Source organism: Streptomyces meridianus (assembly GCF_023703325.1).
GTDB classification, from domain to species: domain Bacteria; phylum Actinomycetota; class Actinomycetes; order Streptomycetales; family Streptomycetaceae; genus Streptomyces; species Streptomyces meridianus.
The window spans coordinates 213,895-235,342 of the sequence record NZ_JAMQGM010000002.1 but is presented as its reverse complement, the minus strand read 5'-3'; the positions used below and the strand labels follow the sequence as shown (position 1 = coordinate 235,342).

Below are 21,448 nucleotides of genomic sequence, written 5' to 3'. Positions count from 1 at the left end.
TGACATCACCGAGCCCCCGATCGACAACGGTCGGGGGCTCGGTGCGTGTGAGAAGCTGTTGCGCCGCCTCGTCCTGACCCGGACCCGAAGGGACAACAGCTTCTGCCGTCGATGCGGCACGGAGCTCAGCACGGGGTAGGGGGACCGCATGGCGACATTGCCCGAATGGATCGACGGCCTGGGGGCCAGGCTGAACCGTCGGCTCGCCGCGCGTGCGGCCCGCAACGACAGGTATTTCGACGACGCGACGGCCGCCGTTGACGGCGGGACGCGTCCGGTCCCCGCGCGGCCCGCTTACGCCCCGACCGTGGGGGCCCGGCCGGAACCCGCCGCCGCGGTTCCCTGGGGGCTGCGGGTGGCGAGCGAGGCGGCGTGGCGGCTGCTGGTCCTCGCCGGGACCCTGTGGGTGCTGATGCGGGTCATCAGCACGATCCGGCTGGTGGTGCTGTCGTTCGTCGCCGCACTGCTGATCACCGCGCTGCTCCAGCCGGCCGTCGCCCGGCTCAAGCGCGTCGGGCTGCCCCGCGGACTGGCCACCGCCGTCACCTTCATCTTCGGCTTCCTGGTCATGGCGCTCGTCGGCTGGTTCGTGGCCTGGCAGGTCATGGAGAACGCCGACACCCTCTCCGGCCGGGTGCAGGACGGCATCAACGAACTGAAGCGCTGGCTGCTCAACAGCCCCTTCCACGTGACCGAGAAGCAGATCAACGACATAGCGCAGAACCTGAGCGACGCGGTCGGCTCCAACACCGAGACCCTGACGTCGGCCGGGCTCCAGGGCGTCACCGTCGTCGTCGAGATGCTCACCGGCATCCTGCTCGCGATGTTCTGCACGCTCTTCCTGCTGCACGACGGGCGGAAGATCTGGACCTGGGCGCTCAAGCTGGTGCCGGCGCAGGCTCGACCCGGACTGGCCGGCGCCGGGCCGCGCGCATGGCGCACCCTGACCGCCTACGTGCACGGCACGGTCCTCGTGGCCCTCATCGACGCCGTCTTCATCGGCCTCGGGCTGTACTTCCTCGACGTTCCGCTGGCCGTTCCGCTGGCCGTGATCATCTTCCTGTTCGCGTTCATCCCCCTCGTGGGCGGCCTGGTCTCGGGCGTGCTGGCGATGCTCGTCGCGCTGGTGACCCAGGGCGTGTTCACCGCGCTCATGGTTCTCATCGTGGTGCTCGTCGTGCAGCAGATCGAGGGACACGTCCTGCAACCGCTCATCCTGGGCCGCGCGGTGCGGGTGCATCCGCTCGCCGTGGTGCTGTCGGTGGCGGTGGGCTCGCTCGTCGCCGGAATCGGCGGTGCGGTGGTCGCCGTTCCGCTGGTCGCCGTCACCAACACGATGGTCGGCCACCTGCGCCGCTACGCGGCCGAGTCGGCCGGACCCGTCGCGGGGGACGCGGTGCGGGAGGCCGCCCCGGCCGAAGCGGTCGCCGCCGCTCCGCAGCGGGAAAACGAAGCCTGAGCGGGGCGGGGCCGGGCAACCGGCCCCGCCCCCCGGTACGTCCGGGTCCCGGTCTCGCTCACCGGATGATTGCCACGATGCCGCGCTCATCAATCAGGCTGAGGACGGCGACTCCGCCGTCATCACCCGCAACGGAGTACCCGTAGCCGCGATCGTGCCGATCGACGAGTACCAGGCGCTCGAGGACGCCGCCGACGAGTTGCTCGCGCGCGAAGCCGTTCAGCACCTCGACGAGCCCACCGTGTCGATGGCGGAGTTGCTGGCCGATCTCTTCGCAGACGAACGACGGAACGACGTCGCGTGAAGTACGCCTTCCGGTTCACTGCCGCAGCCCAGTGTGACTCTCCGACGCCGCGAGGGCGCCCCGCCGGAAACGGCGGGGCGCCCTCGGTGAACAGCGGTCCGGTCAGGCCTGGTCGAGCACGGCCTCGGCGTCGAGCGTCGTGCCGACGGCCTGGAGCACGGAGGCGATCTTGAACGCCTCCTGGACCGTCTCCCGGTCCACGCCGGCCTTGCGGAGCACCTGCTCGTGCGAGTCGAGGCACATGCCGCAGCCGTTGATCGCGGAGACCGCGAGCGACCACAGCTCGAAGTCGGCCTTCTCCACACCCGGGTTGCCGATGACGTTCATCCGCAGACCCGCGCGCAGGTTGCCGTACTCCGGGTCCGACAGCAGGTGCCGGGTCCGGTAGTAGACGTTGTTCATCGCCATGACGGCGGCGGCGGCCTTCGCGGCTTCGTACGCCTCGGGCTTGAGGTTCTCCCGGGCCTCCGGCTCCAGCTCCTTCAGCACGCGCGGCGAGCGGGAGGCGATGGCGCAGGCGAGCACCGTGCCCCACAGCTGCTGCTGCGGCAGTTCGGAGTTGCCGATGACGGAGCCCAGGTTGAGCTTCAGGTCCTTGGCGTAGGCCGGTACCGCGGCCTTGAGGTCGTCGAGGGCCATGTCAGATCACTCTCCGGCGAGAAGCTTGACCGGGTCGAGGGTGTCCTCGCCCGCGCTCCAGTTGCAGGGGCACAGCTCGTCGGTCTGCAGGGCGTCGAGGACCCGCAGGACCTCCTTGGGGTTACGGCCGACGGAACCGGCGGTCACCATCGTGAACTGGATCTCGTTGTTCTGGTCCACGATGAAGACGGCGCGCTGCGCGAAGCCGTCCTCGCCCTCGACGCCGCAGTCGCGCATGAGCTCGTGCTTGGAGTCGGCCAGCATCGGGAAGGGCAGGTCACGCAGGTCGTCGTGGTCCTTGCGCCAGGCGTGGTGCACGAACTCGGAGTCGCCGGAGACGCCCAGGATCTGAGCGTCGCGGTCGGCGAACTCGTCGTTCAGCTTGCCGAACGCGGCGATCTCCGTCGGGCAGACGAAGGTGAAGTCCTTGGGCCAGAAGAAGACGACCTTCCACTTGCCCTCGTGGGACTTGTGGTTGATCTGCTCGAACTCCTTGCCGCTCTCCAGCGAGACGCAGGCGGTCAGGTCGAACTGAGGGAACTTGTCGCCGACGGTAAGCAAATCTGCTCCTTCGTGCAGGAAATGCGGGTTGCGCACTTCCCTTGGGGTTGGACTTCGGCAACCCTGGCACGGCGTGCACTGATCCAAGAAATCGAATCAACGGCATGATTTGATCGGGTTCTGCTATCACCGCTGGTCGAAGCCTCGCTGTGGATCTTCGTCCGCCATGGGGCGGGGCGTGCGGCGCCCGATCGGGGGAACGGGGCCGGGGGAGGCCGCCGTTGGTGGCATGGAGGGCCTCGCCGGCCGGGGCGAGTGGGCCGCCGAGGCCTCGCCGGGCCTTCGGGCGGGGTCTGCAGGGCATCGTAGGGTCCGGCCTCCGCGGGTCACAAAGCCGTCCGCGGACCGTCCCGGGTGGTGAGACGCCGGAGCGGATCCGGAGAGTGGGCGGGTCGCGCCGTGTCGTCGTCGTGTGAGCAAGGGCACGGCCGGCGGCCCGGACTGTCCGCCCCGATCCGGTAAATTATCTGGTGAAATGTCCGTTCGAGCCGGTCGCGGTCGCGCAGACGTCCCCCGGTCCGCCCCGGTCGTCCGCGACGGAACCGCACCACGTCCCAGGAGGGCCACATCGCCACCCCCGGCCCATCGCGCGGCGCCGTGAAGTCCCCGACACTCTCGCAGCTGCGCGCCTTCTCCGCCGTCGCCGAGCACCTGCACTTCCGGGACGCCGCCGCCGCGATCGGCATGAGCCAGCCCGCCCTCTCCGGCGCCGTCTCGGCGCTGGAGGAGAGCCTCGGCGTGCAACTCCTGGAGCGCACCACCCGCAAGGTGCTGCTCTCTCCCGCCGGTGACCGGCTGGCCGCGAGGGCGCGCACCGTTCTGGAAGCGGTCGGCGAACTCATGGAGGAGGCCGAGGCCGCGCGGGCGCCGTTCACCGGAAGTCTGCGCTTCGGAGTCATCCCCACCGTCGCGCCGTACCTGCTGCCCACCGTGCTGCGCCTGGTCCAGGACCGGTATCCGGAACTGGACCTCCAGGTCCACGAGGAGCAGACCGCCTCGCTGCTCGACGGGCTCGCGCACGGACGGCTGGACCTGCTGCTCCTCGCCGTACCGCTGGGCGTGCCCGGGGTCACCGAACTGCCCCTGTTCGACGAGGACTTCGTGCTCGTCACCCCACAGGGGCACCGGCTGGGCGGACGCGACGACATCCCCCGCGACGTTCTGCGCGACCTCGACCTGCTGCTGCTGGACGAGGGGCACTGCCTGCGCGACCAGGCGCTGGACGTCTGCCGTGACGCGGGGCGGACCGGCGGCGCACCGGTCACCGCCAGCGCGGCCGGACTGTCCACCCTGGTTCAGCTGGTGGCCGGAGGGCTCGGGGTGACGCTGCTGCCGCGCACCGCCCTGCGGGTGGAGACCGGGCGCAGCGAGCACCTGTCGGCCGGCTTCTTCGCCGCCCCGGCGCCCTCGAGGCGGGTCGCGCTGGCGATGCGTTCCGGGGCGGCCCGTCAGGGCGAGTTCCAGGAGTTCGCGGCGGCGCTGCGCAAGGAGCTGGCGTCCCTGCCGGTGCGGATCGCCGCCGGTTGAGCGGGAGTGGACGGCGGCCTGTGGCGGGGGCGCCGGTTCCCGGGCCGCTCCACCCGCCCCTCACGTCGCGGAGCGCGTCGAGCAGGGCGCGCAGTGGGCCGGGCCGGTGCGGACAGTGTCGCCGCGCAGTCAGTCCCCGGGGCCTCCACGGCAGTGCGCCCGGCTGAGGCGTCCCGGCCGCACGCCCCGCTACGGCCCGTCGCCGTCGCTGTCGGCTTCCGGACGGTTGCGCGGCGGGCGGCCGCGGCGGGCGGCGGGCCCCGCGGAGCCGGGCATGCGCCCGGCCGCGGACAGGGCCTTGCGCAGCAGGAAGTCGATCTGGGCGTTGGTGCTGCGCAGTTCGTCGGCCGCCCAGCGGGCGAGCGCGTCGTGCACGGCGGGGTCGAGCCGCAGCAGCACCTGCTTGCGCTGCCGCGGCTCCCGCTGCGGAGGTCGACCGGTCACTGGTACAGCGTGCCCGTGTTCACGACCGGCTGCGGGGCGCGGTCCCCGCAGAGCACCACCATGAGGTTGCTGACCATGGCGGCCTTGCGCTCCTCGTCCAGCTCCACGACGTCCTGCTCGGTGAGGCGGGCGAGGGCTGCCTCGACCATGCCGACCGCGCCGTCCACGATCTGGCGCCGGGCCGCCACCACCGCACCCGCCTGCTGCCGCTGGAGCATGGCCGAGGCGATCTCGGGCGCGTACGCGAGGTGCGTGAAGCGGGACTCGATGATCCGGACACCGGCGGCCTCGACACGCGCGGAGAGTTCGACGGCGAGCTTCTCGGTGATCTCCTCGGCGTTGCCGCGCAGGGACAGGCCGCTCTCGTCGTGGGCGTCGTAGGGGTACTCGATGGCGATGTGGCGGACGGCCGCCTCGGTCTGGGTGGAGACGAACTCCAGGAAGTCGTCGACCTCGAACACGGCCTGCGCGGTGTCCCGGACCTGCCAGACGACGACGGCAGCGAGCTCGATCGGGTTGCCGTAGGCGTCGTTGACCTTGAGGACCGCCGTCTCGTGGTTGCGCACCCGGGTCGAGATCTTCTTCCGGCTTGTCAGCGGGTTGACCCAGCGCAGCCCGTCGGTGCGGATGGTGCCGGTGTAGCGGCCGAAGAGCTGTACCACCCGGGCCTCGCCGGGTGCCACCATGTTCAGCCCGGCCATGGCGAAGAGCGAGCCGAGCGCGACCAGGACGCCCACGATGATCAACGGGGTGCCGCCGCTCTCGCCGTTCTCGGCCCGTCCGGCGCCGAGGACGATTCCGGTGATGCCGAGCGCGAGGCCGACGAGGCCGAGCAGCAGTGCGAGCCCGCCGCCGATGCTGCGGGCCGCTCGCTCGCGCACCCGGGGCTTCGGCAGGTCGGGACCGTCGGCGTTCTCGTGCGGAGTGGTGGGATGCGGTGTGCTCGACATGGGATGCCCCCGATTCCGGTATCGACGCGGGCCGTTCACCCGCTCCTAGCAAAGTGCTATCACTTTATCTGATTTCCCTGGGGTCCGCATCAGGCTGTCCCCACCGGCACTGCTAGCTTCGTGAGTTCCCCGGGGCGGATCGACTGGAAGAGCGTGAGATGGGCCGAGCGGAAGAGCGAAGGGCACGGCAGCGGGGCGCGCGCCGCGCCGAGACGCCGGGCGGCATGGGCCGTTCCGAGTCGCCGGGTGGCATGGGCCGTTCCGAGTCGCCGGGTGGCAGGCGCCGTTCCGAGTCGCCGGGTGGCAGGCGCCGTGCCGAGGCCCCGGGCGGCGGGCGCCGCCGTTTCCCCTGGAAGAAGCTGATGGGCGCCTTTCTGGCGGTGTGCGCCCTCGGTATGGCCGCGTTCATCGGCCTCTACATCTACATCGACGTCCCCACTACTGCCAACGCGGATGCGGGCAAGCAGAGCAACATCTACCGGTACAGCAACGGCAAGGTGTTCGCCCGGGACGGCGAGGTCAACCGCGAACTGGTCCCGATCTCCAAGGTGCCCAAGGGCGTTCAGCACGCCTTCGTCGCCGCCGAGAACAAGACGTTCTACACGGACGCGGGCGTCGACCTGAAGGGCACCCTCCGCGGGCTGATATCCACGGCCATGGGGCGCAAGCAGGGTGGCTCGACGATCACTCAGCAGTACGTGAAGAACTTCTATCTGACCCAGGACCAGACCCTGACCCGCAAGGCGAAGGAGATGATCATCGCGCTGAAGGTGGACCAGCAGCGGAGCAAGGATTACATCCTCAGCGGCTACATGAACACCAGCTACTACGGCCGGGGGGCCCACGGCGTCCAGGCCGCGGCCCGGGCCTACTACGACGTGGACTCCAAAGACCTGACGACCGAGCAGGGCGCCTACCTCGCCGCCCTCCTCCAGGCCCCCAGCCAGTACGACTGGTCGTCGGCCACCGACACCTCCAAGCGGCTCGTCAAACAGCGCTGGAACTACGTGCTGGACAACATGGTCGAGATGAAGTGGCTCGGCCCCGCCGAGCGCCGGGACATGAAGTTCCCGGAGCCCGAGGACCCGAAGCCCACCCCCGGACTCAGCGGCCAGGCCGGATACCTGGTGAAGGCCGCCAACGACGAGCTGATCGCCTCCGGCGTCGACGAGGCCGAACTCGGCGCCCGCGGCTGGGACATCACCCTCGCCATCAGCGAGTCCAAGCAGAAGCGGCTGGAGCGAGCCGTCAAGGAGACCCTGAACGCCAAGCTCGACCCGGACAAGCGCAAGGTGGACGGCCACGTCCAGGCCGGTGCCGTGTCCGTCGACCCGAAGACCGGCGACGTCGTTGCCCTCTACGGCGGCAGGGACGCCACCCGGCACTACCTGAGCAACGCGACCCGGCGCGACTACCAGCCGGCCTCCACGTTCAAGCCGATCGTCTTCGCCTCGGCCCTGCAGAACGGATCCAAGACCCAGGACGGCGTGCCCATCACCGCGAGCACCGTCTACGACGGCACCAGCGAGCGGCCCGTGCGCGGCAGCGTCACTCCCTTCGCCCCGCCCAACGAGGACGACAAGGACTACGGGCAGATCACCGTCCAGAAGGCGATGAACGCCTCGGTCAACTCGGTCTTCGCCCAGATGGTCGTCGACGTGGGCCTGGACCGGACCAAGCAGACGGCACTGAACCTCGGCATGAGCAAGAAGGCGGGCGGTTTCGAGGAGCGGCCGGCGATGTCGCTCGGCGTGATGGGCGCCAGCCCCCTCGACATGGCGTCGGTCTACGCGACCTTCGACAACCACGGCAAGAAGGTCACACCGCGTCTGGTGAAGTCCGCGGAGCGCGGCGACCAGAAGGTGAAGCCGCGGGACGCGATCGGCGACGCGGTCATCACCCGGCAGAGCGCGGACGCGGTCACCTCGGTGCTCACCGGCGTCGTCGACGAGGGCACCGGAGCCATCGTGCAGTCCACCGGGCGCAGGGTGGCGGGCAAGACGGGAACCTCCGACGACAACAAGTCCGCCTGGTTCGCCGGCTACACCCCCGAACTGGTCACCACCGTGGGCCTGTTCGGCGAAGGCGAGGGCGGCCGTCAGGTGTCGCTGTCCGGCGCCGCCGGCGGCGGCCGCGTCAACGGCGGCGGGTTCCCGGCGCAGATCTGGGCCGCCTACACCAAGGCGGCGCTGCAGGGGCAGCGCGTCACCGACTTCGAGCTCGACACCGAGCAGGGAGCGGCCGTCGCCCCGACGCCCTCCCCGTCCCCCTCGGACAGCGGCGCCTCCACCGGTCCCAGCGCGCCCGGATCCGGACAGCCGACGGCCCCGTCCGGAAGCGGCCTGCCCCCGTCGCCGTCCGGCTCCGAGCAGCTCCCGACACAGCCCCCGATGCCGCCGGACGGGACCGGGCCGACCGTGGAACCCGGACCGCGCACCAGCCGCGGAACCGACGGCGGCGCCGGCAGCGACGCCGGCACCGCCGGCTGACCGGCCGGAGCCTAACGGCGAAGACGCCCGGAACCTGACAGGTTCCGGGCGTCTTCGCCGTTCCGACAGTCCGCGCGACCGCGGCCCCGGGGCGTCAGCTCCCGTTGACCGCCTTGGCGACCCGGTCGCCGAGGTTCTTGTCGACCTTGCGCCAGTACTCCAGCGCGCGGGCCAGCACCGGCCGGCTCACGCCGTCCAGCAGGTGCCCCGAGATGTTGGACACCAGGCGCTGCCGGGCATCGTCGTCCAGGACCTCACGCACCATCGTCCCGGCCTGGCCCCAGTCGTCGTCCTCACGGTGCAGCTTGTACGCCTCGCGCACCATCGCACCGGCCGTCTCCCACCCGGCGGGATCGCCGAACCGGGCCGCGTCGGCAGCCGGCCCGCCGTACGAGTTCGGCGCGTACACCGCACCCACCCGGTTCGGCTCGTAGCGCATCGGACCGTCCTTGGCGTACGAGTGCACCGGTACGTGCGGGCGGTTGGGCGGCAGCTGCGCGTAGTTCGGCCCGATCCGGTACCGGTGGGTGTCCGGGTACGAGAACAACCGCCCCAGCAGCATCTTGTCCGGTGACGGGCCGATACCCGGCACCATGTTGCTCGGCTCGAACGCCGCCTGTTCGATGTGGACGAAGAAGTCCTCCGGGTTCCGGTTCAGCGTCATCCGGCCGACCTCGATCAGCGGGTAGTCGCCGTGCGGCCACACCTTCGTCAGGTCGAACGGGTTGAACCGGTAGTCCGCCGCGTCCTCGAACGGCATCACCTGGACCTTGAGCGTCCACGACGGGTGCTCGCCGCGCTCGATCGCGTCGAAGAGGTCCCGGCGGTGCACATCGGCGTCCTCACCGGCCATCAGGTCCGCCTCCTCCTGCGTCAGGAAGCCGATGCCCTGGTCGGTGTGGAAGTGGTACTTGATCCAGTACTTCTCACCCGCGGCGTTGATCCACATGTAGGTGTGGGACCCGTAGCCGTTCATGCGCCGGTACGAACTGGGGATGCCCCGGTCGCCCATCAGCCACGTCACCTGGTGGGCAGACTCGGGGGAGAGCGTCCAGAAGTCCCACTGCATGTCGTGGTCGCGCAGCCCGTTGTCCGGGCGCCGCTTCTGCGAGCGGATGAAGTCCTGGAACTTGATGGTGTCGCGGACGAAGAAGACCGGGGTGTTGTTGCCGACCAGGTCGTAGTTCCCCTGCTCCGTGTAGAACTTCAGGGCGAAACCGCGCGGGTCGCGCCAGGTGTCCGGGCTGCCCTGCTCGCCGGCCACGGTCGAGAAGCGAGCCAGCATCTCGGTGCGCCGGCCCGGCTGGAACAGGTCGGCCTTCGTGAACTGGCTGACGTCGTTCGTCACCTCGAAGACGCCGTACGCGCCGCTGCCCTTCGCGTGCACCACGCGTTCGGGGACCCGCTCCCGGTTGAACTGGGCCATCTTCTCGAGGAGGTAGTGGTCCTGAAGCAGGATCGGTCCGTTGGGACCCACCGTGAGGGAGTGCTCGTCGCTCTCCACCGGAATGCCGGCGTTGTTCGTGGTCGGAGGGATGTTGCGGGCTGCTGACTCGGTCATGAACGCCTCGCTGAACGTCGACTGCCGTTCGGAAGAATCGGAGAGAACCCGAAGGAGCCGGAAGAAAGGCGCATACGCCTTCAAACGTTCTCTCTGTCACAAGCCCGTACCCGAGATCGGTACCCCCATGCGGTGCGGGGTACCGCGAGTCCCCCGAAACGCGTAATGCGGGTGGACCCGGAGAACTCCGGGTCCACCCGCACCGTCCGCGGCCCGGCGATCCGAGCCCGGCCACCACCACAGGCACTCAGGCCGGGGCGGGGCCGCCCAGCTCGAACCACACGACCTTGCCGGTGCTCAGCCGCGTCGCGCCCCACCGCCGGGCCAGCCGGTTGACGAGGTACAGCCCGCGGCCGCCCTCGTCCGACGGCCTGGCCTGCCGCAGCCGCGGCAGTTGCGGTACGTCGTCACCGACCTCGCAGCGCAGCACGTCCGTACGCAGCAGGCGCAGGGTGACGGGGCGTTCGGCGTACCGCACCGCGTTCGTCACCACCTCACTGATCAGCAACTGGACCGAATCCGTCAGATCCTCCAGGTCCCACTGCTGCAGGGCGCTGCGGGCCAGCCGCCGCGCACGCCCCGGGGCGGTCTCGTCCGGGTCGAGGTGCCACAGGGCGACATCCTCCGGCGAGATCCCCTCGAAGCGGGCGGCGAGCAGCGCGATGTCGTCGTCCCGGTCGCCCGGGCCGAGCATGTCGAGGACCTCGTCGCACAACGGCTCCAGCGGCGGTGCGTGATCGGCGCCGGTGAGCTCGGCGGTCGCGGTCAGCCGGTCGCGCAACTGATGGATGCCGGTCCACACGTCCCGCAGCCGCGACTCGACCAGCCCGTCCGTGTAGAGCAGCAGGGTCGCGCCGGTGGGCGCGTCCAGCTCCACCGCCTCGAACGCGACACCGCCGACGCCGATCGGGGCGCCCGGTGGTACGCGCAGCACCTCGGCGCGCCCCCCGACGTGCAGCATGACCGGCGGCGGATGGCCGGCATTGGCGACCACGATCCGGTGCGCGACCGGGTCGTACACCGCGTACAGGCAGGTCGCCATGCGGTCGCTGCCGAGCCGCTGCGCCTGCTCGTCCAGGTGGTGCAGCACCTCCTGCGGCGGCAGGTCCAGACCGGCCAGCGTCTGCGCGGTCGTCCGCAGCTGCCCCATGATCGCGGCGGAGGTCATGGAGTGGCCCATGACATCACCCACCACCAGGGCGACCCGGCTGCCGGGCAGCGGGATCGCGTCGTACCAGTCGCCGCCCACCCGGGCGGTCTCGGCGGCGGGAAGATAGCGGCTGGCCAGCCGCACACCGGTCGGCTGCGGCAGGGAATCGGGAAGCATGGACCGCTGGAGTGCGTCGGCGATGTACGCCTCGCGCCCGTACAGCACCGCCTTGTCGACGCCGAGCGCCGTGTGGGTGGCCAGCTGTGCCGCCACCAGCAGGTCGTCGGCCTCGAACGGCGCCCGCTCGGCCCGGCGCAGGAACACGGCCGCGCCGATCACCCGGCGGCGCCCGCGCAGCGGGGCGAGGATCGCGCGATGCGGGCCCGGTATGCAGAACTCCGCGCCCAGCAGCTCCGGCAGCGCGGCCCCGACCGCCTCGGAGTCGCCGAACACCGGCCGCACCCCGCGGAGCACCTCGGCGAGCGGACCGCCCGGGCGCACCTCGGTCAGATCCGAGGCGGGGGAGGGCTCGTTCTGCAGGCTCAGCAGAGCGTGGCCGCCGGTGTCGGCGTCGTTCTCGGCCGGGATGCGGTCGGTGCGGCGCAGTCGCAGCACCACCGGGTCGACGGGACGCTCGTCGCCGACCGGCAACGGGTCGCGCAGGTACACGAGGATGACGTCCGTGAACGTCGGAACAGTGGCCCGGCACAGGCCCAGCACGATCTCGTCCAGGTCGATGCCCCGGGCGATCCGGCGGGTGGCGGCACCGACGAAGCGCAGCCGCTCGGCGTCCGGGCCCGTGGCTCCGGAGCCGACGGACCGGGCGGCGTAACCGTCCTCCCCGGGGCCAGTGCCGGGGTCGGGGGACGGCCGGGCCGGACGCCGGCCGAGCCCCGGGGCGCCGGCGGCGTCGGTCTGCTCGGGGATGGCCGCCGCATGCTGGTGCGCGGCGTCCCCGTGGTCGGTGCGGGCGGCGCCCGTGGCGGCGTTCGCGTCGGCCTCCCCCGCCCGTCCGCCCGAACGTGGCCGGCCCGTGGGCTGCCGGTGCGCGGGCCGGCTGTCGTGGCTCGCGTCCTGCGCGGCCTCGGCCGCGCGCCGGGGTTCGGCCGGGGCGGGTATGGCTGCTGCGGCCTTCCGGCTGTTGCGGGAGATCGGGTGCTCCGTCACGCGTAGGGTTCCATCCGTCCGGGTCTGCGCGTCAGGCGCGCCGTGGGTCAGGCACGTCGTCGGCAGTGCAGGAAGAGTTGGATCTCGGGCGGCACATCCGAGTCGGCGGGGGCATACACATACGAGTCCTCCCCGGTGACCTCGAATCCCGCATTGCGTACGACTTCCCGCAATTCGTCCCTCGGGTATCCCGATACCCGGATGGTGTTGCCCAGGAACGGAATTGCGAGGCCGTCCGCGTCGGCTTCGACCATGGACAGTGCGAGCAGCCCCTCGGGCCGCAGCACCGCATGCAGCATACGCAGAGCCCGGGGGATCTCGGCCCTCGGAAGCATCAACAGGGAGAAGAAGGCCGCCGCACCGTCGAAGGTGCCGAGCCGCTCGGCGGACACCTCCGCGATGTCCAGCGCGTGGAACTCGGCCTCCGGCACGTTCCGCCCGGCCAGGCCGAGCATGACGGACGAGAAGTCCACCCCGGTCACCCGGTGGCCGGCGGCCGTGAGCTGCCGTGCCGTCGGGAGGCCGGTGCCGCAGCCCAGGTCGAGAACGCGCGACCCGTCCGGCAGCGAGGAGGCGAGCCACCGCCCGGCGGCCAGTTGACCGTCCTTGTGCGGGAACGCCTCGTCGTAGCGGTTGCCGATCGCGTCGAAGGCCTCGGCCTGTCCGGCGCGGCCCGCTCCGACGGGCCCGCCGTACTCCTCGTGTCCTTCGCCGTTCAACGGCCTGCCTCCGGGTGACGTCCAGTCAGACATGACGAATGCTTCGGTAGTTGCCCGTGATCTATGGTGCGGAGGACGATCCTACGGTTGCTGTCCGGGTCCGCAGCAAGTGCCTCATTGCGCCACCTCCGGAGCGGAGCGGTTCCAGTCCGCCGGCAGCTCGGGCACCTGCCATCGGGGGTCCGGCCGCCAGTTCTCCCACCCGTCGGCGAACGGCGCGCCCCAGGAACGGACCAGCTCCAGGGCGGACCGTCCCGCCTCCCGGACCCGCTCGGCCTGCTCGGCCCCGAGCAGGCCGACCCGCTGCGCCTGGTCGAACTCGTCCTCGTCCTTCCACGCCCAACTGCGGTCCGGGTAGACCTCGATGTCGAGGAAGTGGTCCTCCGAGTCGACGCCGTGGGGCCACCGGCGCAGGGGCTCCTCCAGGTTCACGTACCAGTTCCGGAAACGCCATCCGCGGTCCCAGAACAGCCACACCGACCACGGGTCGCCCGGCCGGGCCAGCTTGAGGACCCCCGTGCCGAACCAGCGAGCCCGTATGATGCCGCGCGGCTTGGTGTAACGGGTCGCCAGGGGCTCGCGGTACACCGGCGTGCCGTCGGCGAGGACGGGCTTCACGCACGTCGTGCCGGGCGCCATCCACACCGCGAGCAGTTCCGGGGAGTCCTGCACGACGGTGACGGGGCGGCAGATGTGAAAGGTGTCCGTGGCGTTGCCGCGGTAGCGCCAGAGGATGTGCTCCCCGGCCGCCCAGCCGCCCCCCGCGCGGTCGTTCCGACCGCCTTCCCGCATGTGCGTCGTCTCCCCTGTCATGAGCAGATCTTAGGGCGTGCCCGGCATCGGGGTCCGGGATCGCGCACCCGCGGTGGGCGCGCGCAAGCGGTCGGTCCGGCGGGCCTCGGCGGGTTCAGGGACGGGTCATGCGCAGCACGTCCAGCGCCTCGTCGAGCTGCTCCACCGTGAGCACGCCCCGCTCGACGTAGCCGCCGGCGATGACCACCTCGCGGATCGTCCGGCGCTCGGCCAGTGACTGCTTGGCGACTTTCGCCGCCTCCTCGTACCCGAGGTACTTGTTGAGCGGTGTCACCACCGACGGCGAGGACTCGGCGTACTCCCGGGTCCGCTCGGCGTCGGCCGTGATGCCGTCGACCGTGCGGTCCGCGAGCAGGCGCGAGGCGTTCGCCAGCAGCCGGACCGACTCGAGCAGGTTCTTGGCGATCACCGGCATCATCACGTTGAGCTCGAAGTTTCCCGAGGCCCCGGCCACCGCGACGGTCGTGTCGTTGCCGGTCACCTGCGCCGCGACCATCAGCACCGCCTCAGGGATCACCGGGTTGACCTTGCCGGGCATGATCGACGAACCGGGCTGGAGGTCGGGAAGGCTGATCTCGGCCAGTCCGGTACGCGGACCCGAGGCCATCCAGCGCAGGTCGTTGCAGATCTTGGTGAGCCCCACGGCGATGGTGCGCAACTGACCGGAGGTCTCCACCAGACCGTCCCGTGCGCCCTGGGCCTCGAAGTGGTTGCGGGCCTCGGTGAGCGGCAGCCCGGTGGCCCGTGCCACCTCGGCGATCACCTCGGCGGCGAAGCCCGGCGGGGTGTTGATGCCGGTGCCGACCGCCGTGCCTCCGAGGGGCAGTTCGGCCAGCCGGGGCAGTGAGGCCGCCAGCCGTTCGACGCCGTACCGGACCTGCGCGGCATAGCCGCCGAACTCCTGCCCCAGGGTGACCGGGGTGGCGTCCATCAGGTGCGTGCGGCCGGCCTTGACGACGCCGGCCAGCTCCGACGCCTTCCGCTCCAGGGACTCGGCCAGGTGCTCCAGGGCCGGCATCAGGTCGCGGGTCACCGCCGCGGTCGCGGCGATGTGGACGGACGAGGGGAACACGTCGTTGGACGACTGGCCCGCGTTGACGTGGTCGTTCGGGTGGACCGGCGCGCCCAGCCGCTCGCTCGCGAGGGTGGCGACGACCTCGTTGGTGTTCATGTTGGAGGACGTGCCGGAGCCGGTCTGGAACACGTCGACGGGGAAGTGGTCGTCCCAGCGGCCCTCGGCGACCTCGTCGGCGGCCTGCGCCACGGACTCGGCCAACTGTTCGTCGAGCACTCCGAGGCGGGCGTTCACCCGGGCGGCCGCGCCTTTGATCCGGGCCAGCGCTTCGATGTGCGCCCGCTCCAGGCGCTGCCCCGAGACCGGGAAGTTCTCCACGGCCCGCTGGGTCTGGGCCCGCCACCTGGCGTCGGCGGGGACCCGCACCTCGCCCATGGAGTCGTGCTCGATGCGGTACTTCTCGTCGCCGGCCACGGCCGGTCACCTCCCGGGAGTGCGGGGCCTTCTGCCCACCCACGGTTTCCCGTGCGCGGGACGCCGACTCGGCATGGCCGAAAGTCGACCACATGCCGCACTGCATCTTCCCGGCCATCGGTACCGAAACCACTCCGTCGGCCGGTTCGCGGCCTTCCGTGCCCCGCCGCCTGCGCCGTGCGCGGCCGGCCGATCGCGCGTGAGTCCCCGGCAGCGGGCTGCCGGGGACTCACGGGGTTCCTGCCGGGGGCTCAGCTGCCGGAGCGCACCGGGATGCTGGTGACGAACGGCTGCTCGGGCGAGGGGTCGGCGAAGAAGTCGTTGCCCTTGTCGTCCACGACGACGAAAGCCGGGAAGTCCTCGACCTCGATCCGCCAGACCGCCTCCATGCCCAGCTCCTCGTACTCCAGAACCTCGACCTTCTTGATGCAGTCCTGCGCCAGCCGGGCCGCCGGGCCGCCGATCGAGCCGAGGTAGAAGCCGCCGTGCGCGGCGCAGGCGTCGGTGACCTGCTTCGAGCGGTTGCCCTTGGCGAGCATGACCTTCGAGCCGCCGGCGGCCTGGAACTGCTCGACGTAGGAATCCATACGGCCGGCCGTGGTCGGGCCGAAGGAGCCGGACGCATAGCCCTCGGGGGTCTTCGCCGGGCCCGCGTAGTAGACCGGGTGGTTCTTCAGGTACTCCGGCATCTCCTCGCCGGCGTCCAGCCGCTCCTTGATCTTCGCGTGCGCGATGTCGCGGGCGACGACGAGGGTGCCGGTCAGCGACAGCCGGGTCCTGACCGGGTGCTTGGTGAGCTCTGCCAGCACCTCCTCCATCGGGCGGTCGAGGTCGATCCGGACGGCGTCCAGGTCGGCCCCGGCGCCCTCGGTGAGCTGCTCGTCCGTGGTCTCCGGGAGGTACTTCGCCGGGTCCTTCTCCAACTGCTCCAGGAACACGCCCTCGGCGGTGATCTTCGCGACGGCCTGCCGGTCGGCCGAGCAGGACACGGCGATCGCGACCGGGCACGAGGCGCCGTGCCGCGGCAGGCGCACCACGCGCACGTCGTGGCAGAAGTACTTGCCGCCGAACTGCGCGCCGATGCCGATCTTCTGCGTCAGTTCGAAGACCTTCTCCTCGAGCTCCTTGTCGCGGAACCCGTGCCCGGCCGGCGACCCCTCGGCGGGCAGCTCGTCGAGGTAGTGCGCGGAGGCGTACTTCGCGGTCTTCAGCGCGTACTCGGCGGAGGTGCCGCCGACGACGATCGCCAGGTGGTACGGCGGGCAGGCCGCGGTGCCCAGCGAGCGGATCCTCTCCTCCAGGAACGTCATCATCCCGGCCTCGTTGAGGACGGCCTTCGTCTCCTGGAAGAGGAACGACTTGTTGGCCGAGCCGCCGCCCTTGGCCATGAACAGGAACTTGTACGCGTCGCCGTCCGTCGCGTACAGCTCGATCTGCGCCGGCAGGTTCGTGCCGGTGTTCTTCTCGTCCCACATGGTCAGCGGGGCCATCTGCGAGTAGCGCAGGTTCAGCTCGGTGTAGGCGTCGTACACCCCCCGGGACAGGGCCTCCTCGTCACCGCCCGAGGTGAGGACGTTCTGGCCGCGCTTGCCCATGACGATCGCCGTGCCGGTGTCCTGGCACATCGGCAGCACGCCCGCGGCGGCGATGTTCGCGTTCTTCAGCAGGTCGAGCGCCACGAACCGGTCGTTGGCGGACGCCTCGGGGTCGTCGAGGATGCGCCGCAGCTGGGTCAGGTGCGTGGGCCGCAGGTAGTGCGAGATGTCTTTCATCGCCTCGGCGGCCAGGGTGCGCAGGGCCTCCGGCTCCACCTTGAGGAACGTCCGGCCGTCCGCCTCGAACGTGCTCACGCCCTCGGACGTCACCTTGCGGTACTGGGTGGTGTCCTCGCCCAGGGGCAGGAGGTCGGTGTAGACGAACTCGGGTCCCGTGGCTGGGGAGTTGGCGGGGCGGGAGACGGGAGGCATGACGGCCATTCCTCATTCGCAGACGACATCGGCTGCCAGTCGGAGACTGGGGCCCCGTACGCCGACTGCTCGGGCGCGGGGGGCCGTCGTCCAGAGTAGAACGGCCGGGGGACGGTGCGGCTGTGAGGTGGCCCGCACTGCCCGGCCCGGGGGCGCCACCGGTCACGCCGGGCCCCCGGTATTGCGGGAAAGGACCTGTTCGCGATCTATCGCGTTTCGCTAGGCTGGAACGGTGGATGAGTCTTCGCTCGAAAAACGTGATCAGCAGCCCTCGTTGACCAAGAAGCCGGCGCCGGCGGCGGAGCCGCAGCTGCGCGCCTCCGACGCCGACCGGGACCGGATCGCCGACATCCTCCGCGAGGCGCTCGCAGAGGGCCGGCTCGACGCCGACGAGCACGCGGAACGCGTCGAGCAGGTGTACCGGGCCCGGACCGTCGCGGACCTGGAGCCGCTCGTGCGCGACCTCCCGGCCGGACGTGACGCGCACGGCCCGCGCCGTGCGTCTCCGCAGGTGGGGGCGGTGACACCGCACTCGGACGCCCCGGCGGGCGGCGAGAACCTGGTCGCCGTCTTCGGCGGTGCCACCCGGAAGGGCCGCTGGCGGGTCGGACGCCGCACCACCGCCACCGCGATCTTCGGCGGCGTGGACATCGACCTGACCGAGGCGGTCTTCGAGCAGCAGGAGATCCGCATCAACGCGACCGCGATCTTCGGCGGTGTGGACATCAAGGTGCCGGAGAACGTCTCGCTGCGCGGCAGCGGCATCGGAATCTTCGGCGGCTTCGACGTCAAGACGTACGAAGCCCCCGACCCGGGCGCCCCGGTGGTGATCGTCGGCGGGTTCGCGATGTTCGGAGGGGTGGATGCCAAGCCGAAGCGGGGGAAGCGGCTGCGGGACCTGCGCGGTCGCAAGCGTCCTGAACTCGGGGACTGACCCGCGGACGCGCGGCGGCGGGCCGCGGTGGTTCCGCGGAACTGCTCCACCCTCCGCGCACGGTCGTGCACGCTCGGCATGAAGCAGGCCGCAGCGGGTAAGCCTGCTGCATCCGCGTTCCGTCCGGCGCGGGGGTGTGCATCGCCGGACGCGGAAGGCGGGTGAAGGGTGACTCTTTCGCGAACCCGTCGTCAGGAGTAGACCGTGCTGCAAACGCCGCATCAGCCCCTGCAGACCGCCGCCATACCGTCGCAGCGCCCCGCCGTACGCGACCGGGGCGACGACGCAGGACCCTGGCACTCCGAGGCGGTGTGCCGCCGCGACGAGGCCGGGTTGTTCTTCGCCCCCTCCAAGGAACCGACAGCCGCCCGACTGTCACGGGAAGCCGCTGCGAAGCGGGTCTGCGCCGGCTGCCCGGTGATGGTCGAGTGCCGGGAGCACGCCCTGCTCCAGCCCGAGCCGTACGGCGTCTGGGGCGGGCTCACCGCTGCCGAGCGCCGCGTGGTGCTGGCCCGGCGCAGGCGCCGCGAGATGGAGCGGCGGGCCGCGGCCCGGGGCGCAGTCGCGGCCGCCGGCTGACGCCGCACCCTTTCCGCGAACCTCAGGTACGCGACGGGCCGCTCCGGAAGCGGAGCGGCCCGTCGCGCGTGCGGTGCCGGCAGGGGAGCCGGCCCGGGGTGTCAGCGCGCGCGGTCGAAGTCGACCGAGCTGTACGCGCGGAGCTTCGCGAGCCGGTGCGTCGAGTCGATCTGCCGGATCGTGCCGGACTTGGAGCGCACCACCAGCGACTGGGTGGTCGCCGTCTCGGCGCGGTAGCGCACGCCGCGCAGCAGTTCGCCGTCGGTGATGCCCGTCGCGACGAAGAACACGTTGTCGCCGCTGACCAGGTCGTCGATGTGCAGCACCCGGTCGAGGTCGTGGCCGGCGTCCAGCGCCCGCTGCTTCTCCTCCAGGTCCTTGGGCCACAGCTTGCCCTGGATGGTTCCGCCGAGGCACTTGATCGCGCAGGCGGCGATGATGCCCTCCGGTGTGCCGCCGATGCCCATCAGCAGGTCGACGCCGGTGCCCTCCCGCACCGCCATGATGGCGCCGGCGACGTCGCCGTCGGAGATGAACTTGATGCGTGCGCCGGCCTCGCGGATCTCCTTGACGATGCCCTCGTGGCGCGGCCGGTCGAGGATCACCACGGTGACGTCCTCGGGCGAGCCGCCCTTGGCCTTGGCGACCCGGCGGATGTTGACCGCCGGCGGGGCGGTGATGTCGACGTAGTCGGCGGCCTCCGGACCGGTGGCCAGCTTGTCCATGTAGAACACCGCGGACGGGTCGAACATCGTTCCGCGGTCGGCGACGGCCAGCACGGACACCGCGTTCGACATGCCCTTCGCGGTCAGCGTCGTGCCGTCGACCGGGTCCACGGCGACGTCGCACTCCGCCCCGGTCCCGTCGCCGACGCGCTCGCCGTTGTAGAGCATCGGCGCCTCGTCCTTCTCGCCCTCGCCGATGACGACGACGCCGTTCATCGAGACGGTGTGGACGAGGGTGCGCATGGCGTTCACCGCGGCGCCGTCGGCGCCGATCTTGTCGCCCCTCCCGACCCACCGTCCGGCGGCCATGGCCGCCGCCTCCGTCACCCTGACGAGCTCCAGCGCGAGGTTGCGGTCCGGGTGTTCCGGGCTCACTTCGAGCGAGGACGGGAGGTTGTGCTCGGTCATCGGAGCGCACCTTTCTGTACGGCGACGGCCGGGAAAATGCGGTTGTGCGTCGGGAGGAGAGTTCCCCCCGTGTAAGGAACAGTATCGGTTCACTGCCAATGTGAGCAGGGCGCCCTACGGATGAGCGGCTCGCCCGGGCGCGGGGTGCCGTGACGACGGGCCCCCGCCGGAGGGTTGCCGGGGCCATGGGGGACGATGGGGCCGTGGCAGGTAAGCGTGGCAATCAGACAGTTCGGGACATGGTCCTGTCGATGGCGGTCATCGTGGCCGTCTCCGCCGGGATCTACGTCGTCATTCCGCACGACGAGTCGAAGAATCCCGTGAAGACGGTCGACTACCGGGTGGAACTGGCGTCCGCCCGACGTGCCGCGCCCTACCCCGTCCTGGCACCCGAGGGGCTGGGCCGCGGCTGGCGTGCGACCTCGGTGACCTACGAGGGCAACGGCTCCGACGGCGCCCAGTGGCACCTGGGATTCCTCGCCCCGAAGGAGCAGTACGTCGCCGTGGAGCAGAGCGACGGCCGGCCGGCCGCGTTCATCTCGAGCGTCACGAAGCGGGCCGAGCCGGCCGGTGACGCGGTGAAGGCCGGCGGGGACAAGTGGGACCGCTACGAGGGCGAGACGTACCGGGCGCTGGTGCGGGAGCAGAAGGGCGTCACGACCGTCGTCACCGGCACCGCGTCCTTCGAGCGGCTGGCGGAGATGGCCGCCGCGCTCCGCGGCACCTGATCCGTCGCGCGGGGCCGTGGATCCTCCGCGCGCGACCGGAAACGCACAGGGGCCGGGCCCGAGGGCGTGTTCACCCCTCGGGCCCGGCCCCTGCCGTTCCGGACCCTCAGACGGTCGTGACGACCTCGTCGTAGGCCAGGCGGGGGCTGCGCTCGAGCCAGGCGCTTTCGCCGGGGCGGCCGATGTTCACGACGGCCAGCACCGAGTGGTCGCCGTCGGGGAAGAACTCCTTGTTGATCCCGGCGGCGTCGTAGCCGGTCATCGGCCCCGCGGCGAGACCGGCCGCGCGGATGCCGATGATGAAGTAGCCGACCTGGAGCGCGGCGTTGAAGGACGCCGACTGCTCACGGGCGGGCCGCTCGGCGAAGAAGGCGTCCTTGGCCTGCGGGAAGTGCGGGAAGAGGCGCGGGAGCTCCTCGTGGAACTCGTGGTCGGCGGCCAGGATCGCGACCAGCGGGGCGGTGGACGTCTTGGGCCGGTTCCCCTCCGCCATGTGCTGGACGAGCCGCTCGCGACCCTCGTCCGAGCGGACCAGGACGATGCGCAGCGGTGACTGGTTGAACGCCGTCGGCGCGTACTTGACCAGGTCGTAGACGGCCTGGATCTGCTCGTCCGTCACCGGCTCGTCGGTGAACGTGTTGGCGCTCCGTGCCTCGCGGAAGAGGAGGTCCTGGGCGGCCGCGTCGAGGGCGAGGGTCATCTGCGCACCTTCTCGTGGGGTCGGTTCTCTCTGACGGATCCAACCCTACGGAAGTTAGGTGAACTTTCAACTAAAACGGCGGTGGTGTGATCGGATTCACATACTGCGCGGGGCCGGGAGGCCCGGCCCGGAGCC

Annotated in this window: 19 protein-coding genes; 7 read left to right on the top strand and 12 right to left on the bottom strand. The window is 71.1% G+C overall.

Going from position 1 to position 21,448, the window contains the following annotated elements; genetic code table 11:
• Positions 1–148: 148 nt before the first annotated feature.
• The gene (locus M1E25_RS02735) at positions 149–1,459 is read left to right on the top strand and encodes an AI-2E family transporter (protein ID WP_251408866.1); all 1,311 of its coding nucleotides are present in this window, start codon (positions 149–151) and stop codon (positions 1,457–1,459) included.
• Between the two features lie 88 nt (positions 1,460–1,547).
• Positions 1,548–1,763 carry a type II toxin-antitoxin system Phd/YefM family antitoxin gene (locus M1E25_RS02730; RefSeq protein ID WP_251409055.1) on the top strand — a complete coding sequence of 72 codons (216 nt, stop codon included), beginning with the start codon at positions 1,548–1,550 and terminating at the stop codon, positions 1,761–1,763.
• 102 nt (positions 1,764–1,865) lie between these two features.
• On the opposite strand, the gene M1E25_RS02725 is transcribed toward M1E25_RS02730, so the two are convergent.
• Complete coding sequence (locus tag M1E25_RS02725; RefSeq protein ID WP_251408863.1) at positions 1,866–2,402, bottom strand: alkyl hydroperoxide reductase; 537 nt, start codon at positions 2,400–2,402, stop codon at positions 1,866–1,868.
• 6 nt (positions 2,403–2,408) lie between these two features.
• Positions 2,409–2,963: a peroxiredoxin gene (locus M1E25_RS02720; RefSeq protein WP_251408860.1), complete on the bottom strand. Its 555-nt coding sequence runs from the start codon at positions 2,961–2,963 to the stop codon at positions 2,409–2,411.
• 597 nt (positions 2,964–3,560) lie between these two features.
• Here M1E25_RS02720 and M1E25_RS02715 point away from each other — a divergent pair.
• Positions 3,561–4,490 carry a hydrogen peroxide-inducible genes activator gene (locus tag M1E25_RS02715; protein ID WP_251408858.1) on the top strand — a complete coding sequence of 310 codons (930 nt, stop codon included), beginning with the start codon at positions 3,561–3,563 and terminating at the stop codon, positions 4,488–4,490.
• Positions 4,491–4,679: 189 nt separating this feature from the next.
• On the opposite strand, the gene M1E25_RS02710 is transcribed toward M1E25_RS02715, so the two are convergent.
• Together M1E25_RS02710 and M1E25_RS02705 are read right to left on the bottom strand one after the other, a co-directional pair.
• Complete coding sequence (locus tag M1E25_RS02710; protein ID WP_251408855.1) at positions 4,680–4,934, bottom strand: type II toxin-antitoxin system antitoxin; 255 nt, start codon at positions 4,932–4,934, stop codon at positions 4,680–4,682.
• Positions 4,931–5,884 carry an SPFH domain-containing protein gene (locus M1E25_RS02705; protein WP_251408852.1) on the bottom strand — a complete coding sequence of 318 codons (954 nt, stop codon included), beginning with the start codon at positions 5,882–5,884 and terminating at the stop codon, positions 4,931–4,933. The genes M1E25_RS02710 and M1E25_RS02705 overlap by 4 nt, the downstream gene beginning before the upstream one ends.
• Positions 5,885–6,042: 158 nt before the next feature.
• Here M1E25_RS02705 and M1E25_RS02700 point away from each other — a divergent pair, with 158 nt between their 5' ends.
• Complete coding sequence (locus M1E25_RS02700; protein ID WP_251408849.1) at positions 6,043–8,373, top strand: transglycosylase domain-containing protein; 2,331 nt, start codon at positions 6,043–6,045, stop codon at positions 8,371–8,373.
• A gap of 94 nt (positions 8,374–8,467) precedes the next feature.
• Here M1E25_RS02700 and M1E25_RS02695 read toward each other — a convergent pair whose 3' ends face one another.
• The 6 genes from M1E25_RS02695 to M1E25_RS02670 form a co-directional block, all read right to left on the bottom strand.
• A complete protein-coding gene (locus M1E25_RS02695) occupies positions 8,468–9,934 on the bottom strand; it encodes a catalase (RefSeq protein WP_251408846.1) in 1,467 nt (488 codons plus the stop codon).
• 247 nt (positions 9,935–10,181) lie between these two features.
• Positions 10,182–12,251 (bottom strand): ATP-binding SpoIIE family protein phosphatase, encoded by a 2,070-nt coding sequence (locus M1E25_RS02690; protein WP_251408843.1) that lies wholly within the window; start codon positions 12,249–12,251, stop codon positions 10,182–10,184.
• 47 nt (positions 12,252–12,298) lie between these two features.
• Positions 12,299–13,003 carry a class I SAM-dependent DNA methyltransferase gene (locus M1E25_RS02685; RefSeq protein ID WP_251408840.1) on the bottom strand — a complete coding sequence of 235 codons (705 nt, stop codon included), beginning with the start codon at positions 13,001–13,003 and terminating at the stop codon, positions 12,299–12,301.
• Positions 13,004–13,084: 81 nt separating this feature from the next.
• Positions 13,085–13,783: a cytidylyl-2-hydroxypropylphosphonate hydrolase gene (fomD, locus tag M1E25_RS02680; RefSeq protein WP_251408837.1), complete on the bottom strand. Its 699-nt coding sequence runs from the start codon at positions 13,781–13,783 to the stop codon at positions 13,085–13,087.
• 94 nt (positions 13,784–13,877) lie between these two features.
• On the bottom strand, positions 13,878–15,272 hold the full coding sequence (locus M1E25_RS02675; protein ID WP_308290378.1) for a class II fumarate hydratase: 1,395 nt from the start codon (positions 15,270–15,272) through the stop codon (positions 13,878–13,880).
• Positions 15,273–15,523: 251 nt separating this feature from the next.
• Positions 15,524–17,239, bottom strand: a complete 1,716-nt coding sequence (locus M1E25_RS02670) for a fumarate hydratase (protein WP_251408834.1) — start codon at positions 17,237–17,239, stop codon at positions 15,524–15,526.
• Positions 17,240–17,471: 232 nt separating this feature from the next.
• Here M1E25_RS02670 and M1E25_RS02665 point away from each other — a divergent pair, with 232 nt between their 5' ends.
• Together M1E25_RS02665 and M1E25_RS02660 are read left to right on the top strand one after the other, a co-directional pair.
• Positions 17,472–18,173 carry a DUF1707 SHOCT-like domain-containing protein gene (locus tag M1E25_RS02665; RefSeq protein WP_251408831.1) on the top strand — a complete coding sequence of 234 codons (702 nt, stop codon included), beginning with the start codon at positions 17,472–17,474 and terminating at the stop codon, positions 18,171–18,173.
• 204 nt (positions 18,174–18,377) lie between these two features.
• Positions 18,378–18,752, top strand: coding sequence for a WhiB family transcriptional regulator (locus M1E25_RS02660; protein WP_251408829.1), 375 nt, complete (start codon positions 18,378–18,380; stop codon positions 18,750–18,752).
• Between the two features lie 101 nt (positions 18,753–18,853).
• Here M1E25_RS02660 and glpX read toward each other — a convergent pair whose 3' ends face one another.
• Positions 18,854–19,885 carry a class II fructose-bisphosphatase gene (gene glpX, locus M1E25_RS02655; protein WP_251408826.1) on the bottom strand — a complete coding sequence of 344 codons (1,032 nt, stop codon included), beginning with the start codon at positions 19,883–19,885 and terminating at the stop codon, positions 18,854–18,856.
• A 203-nt stretch (positions 19,886–20,088) separates the two neighbouring features.
• On the opposite strand from glpX, the gene M1E25_RS02650 reads away from it, so the two are divergent.
• Positions 20,089–20,613, top strand: coding sequence for a DUF4245 domain-containing protein (locus M1E25_RS02650; RefSeq protein WP_251408822.1), 525 nt, complete (start codon positions 20,089–20,091; stop codon positions 20,611–20,613).
• Positions 20,614–20,719: 106 nt separating this feature from the next.
• Here M1E25_RS02650 and M1E25_RS02645 read toward each other — a convergent pair whose 3' ends face one another.
• Positions 20,720–21,313, bottom strand: coding sequence for a malonic semialdehyde reductase (locus M1E25_RS02645; RefSeq protein ID WP_251408819.1), 594 nt, complete (start codon positions 21,311–21,313; stop codon positions 20,720–20,722).
• Positions 21,314–21,448: the final 135 nt, after the last annotated feature.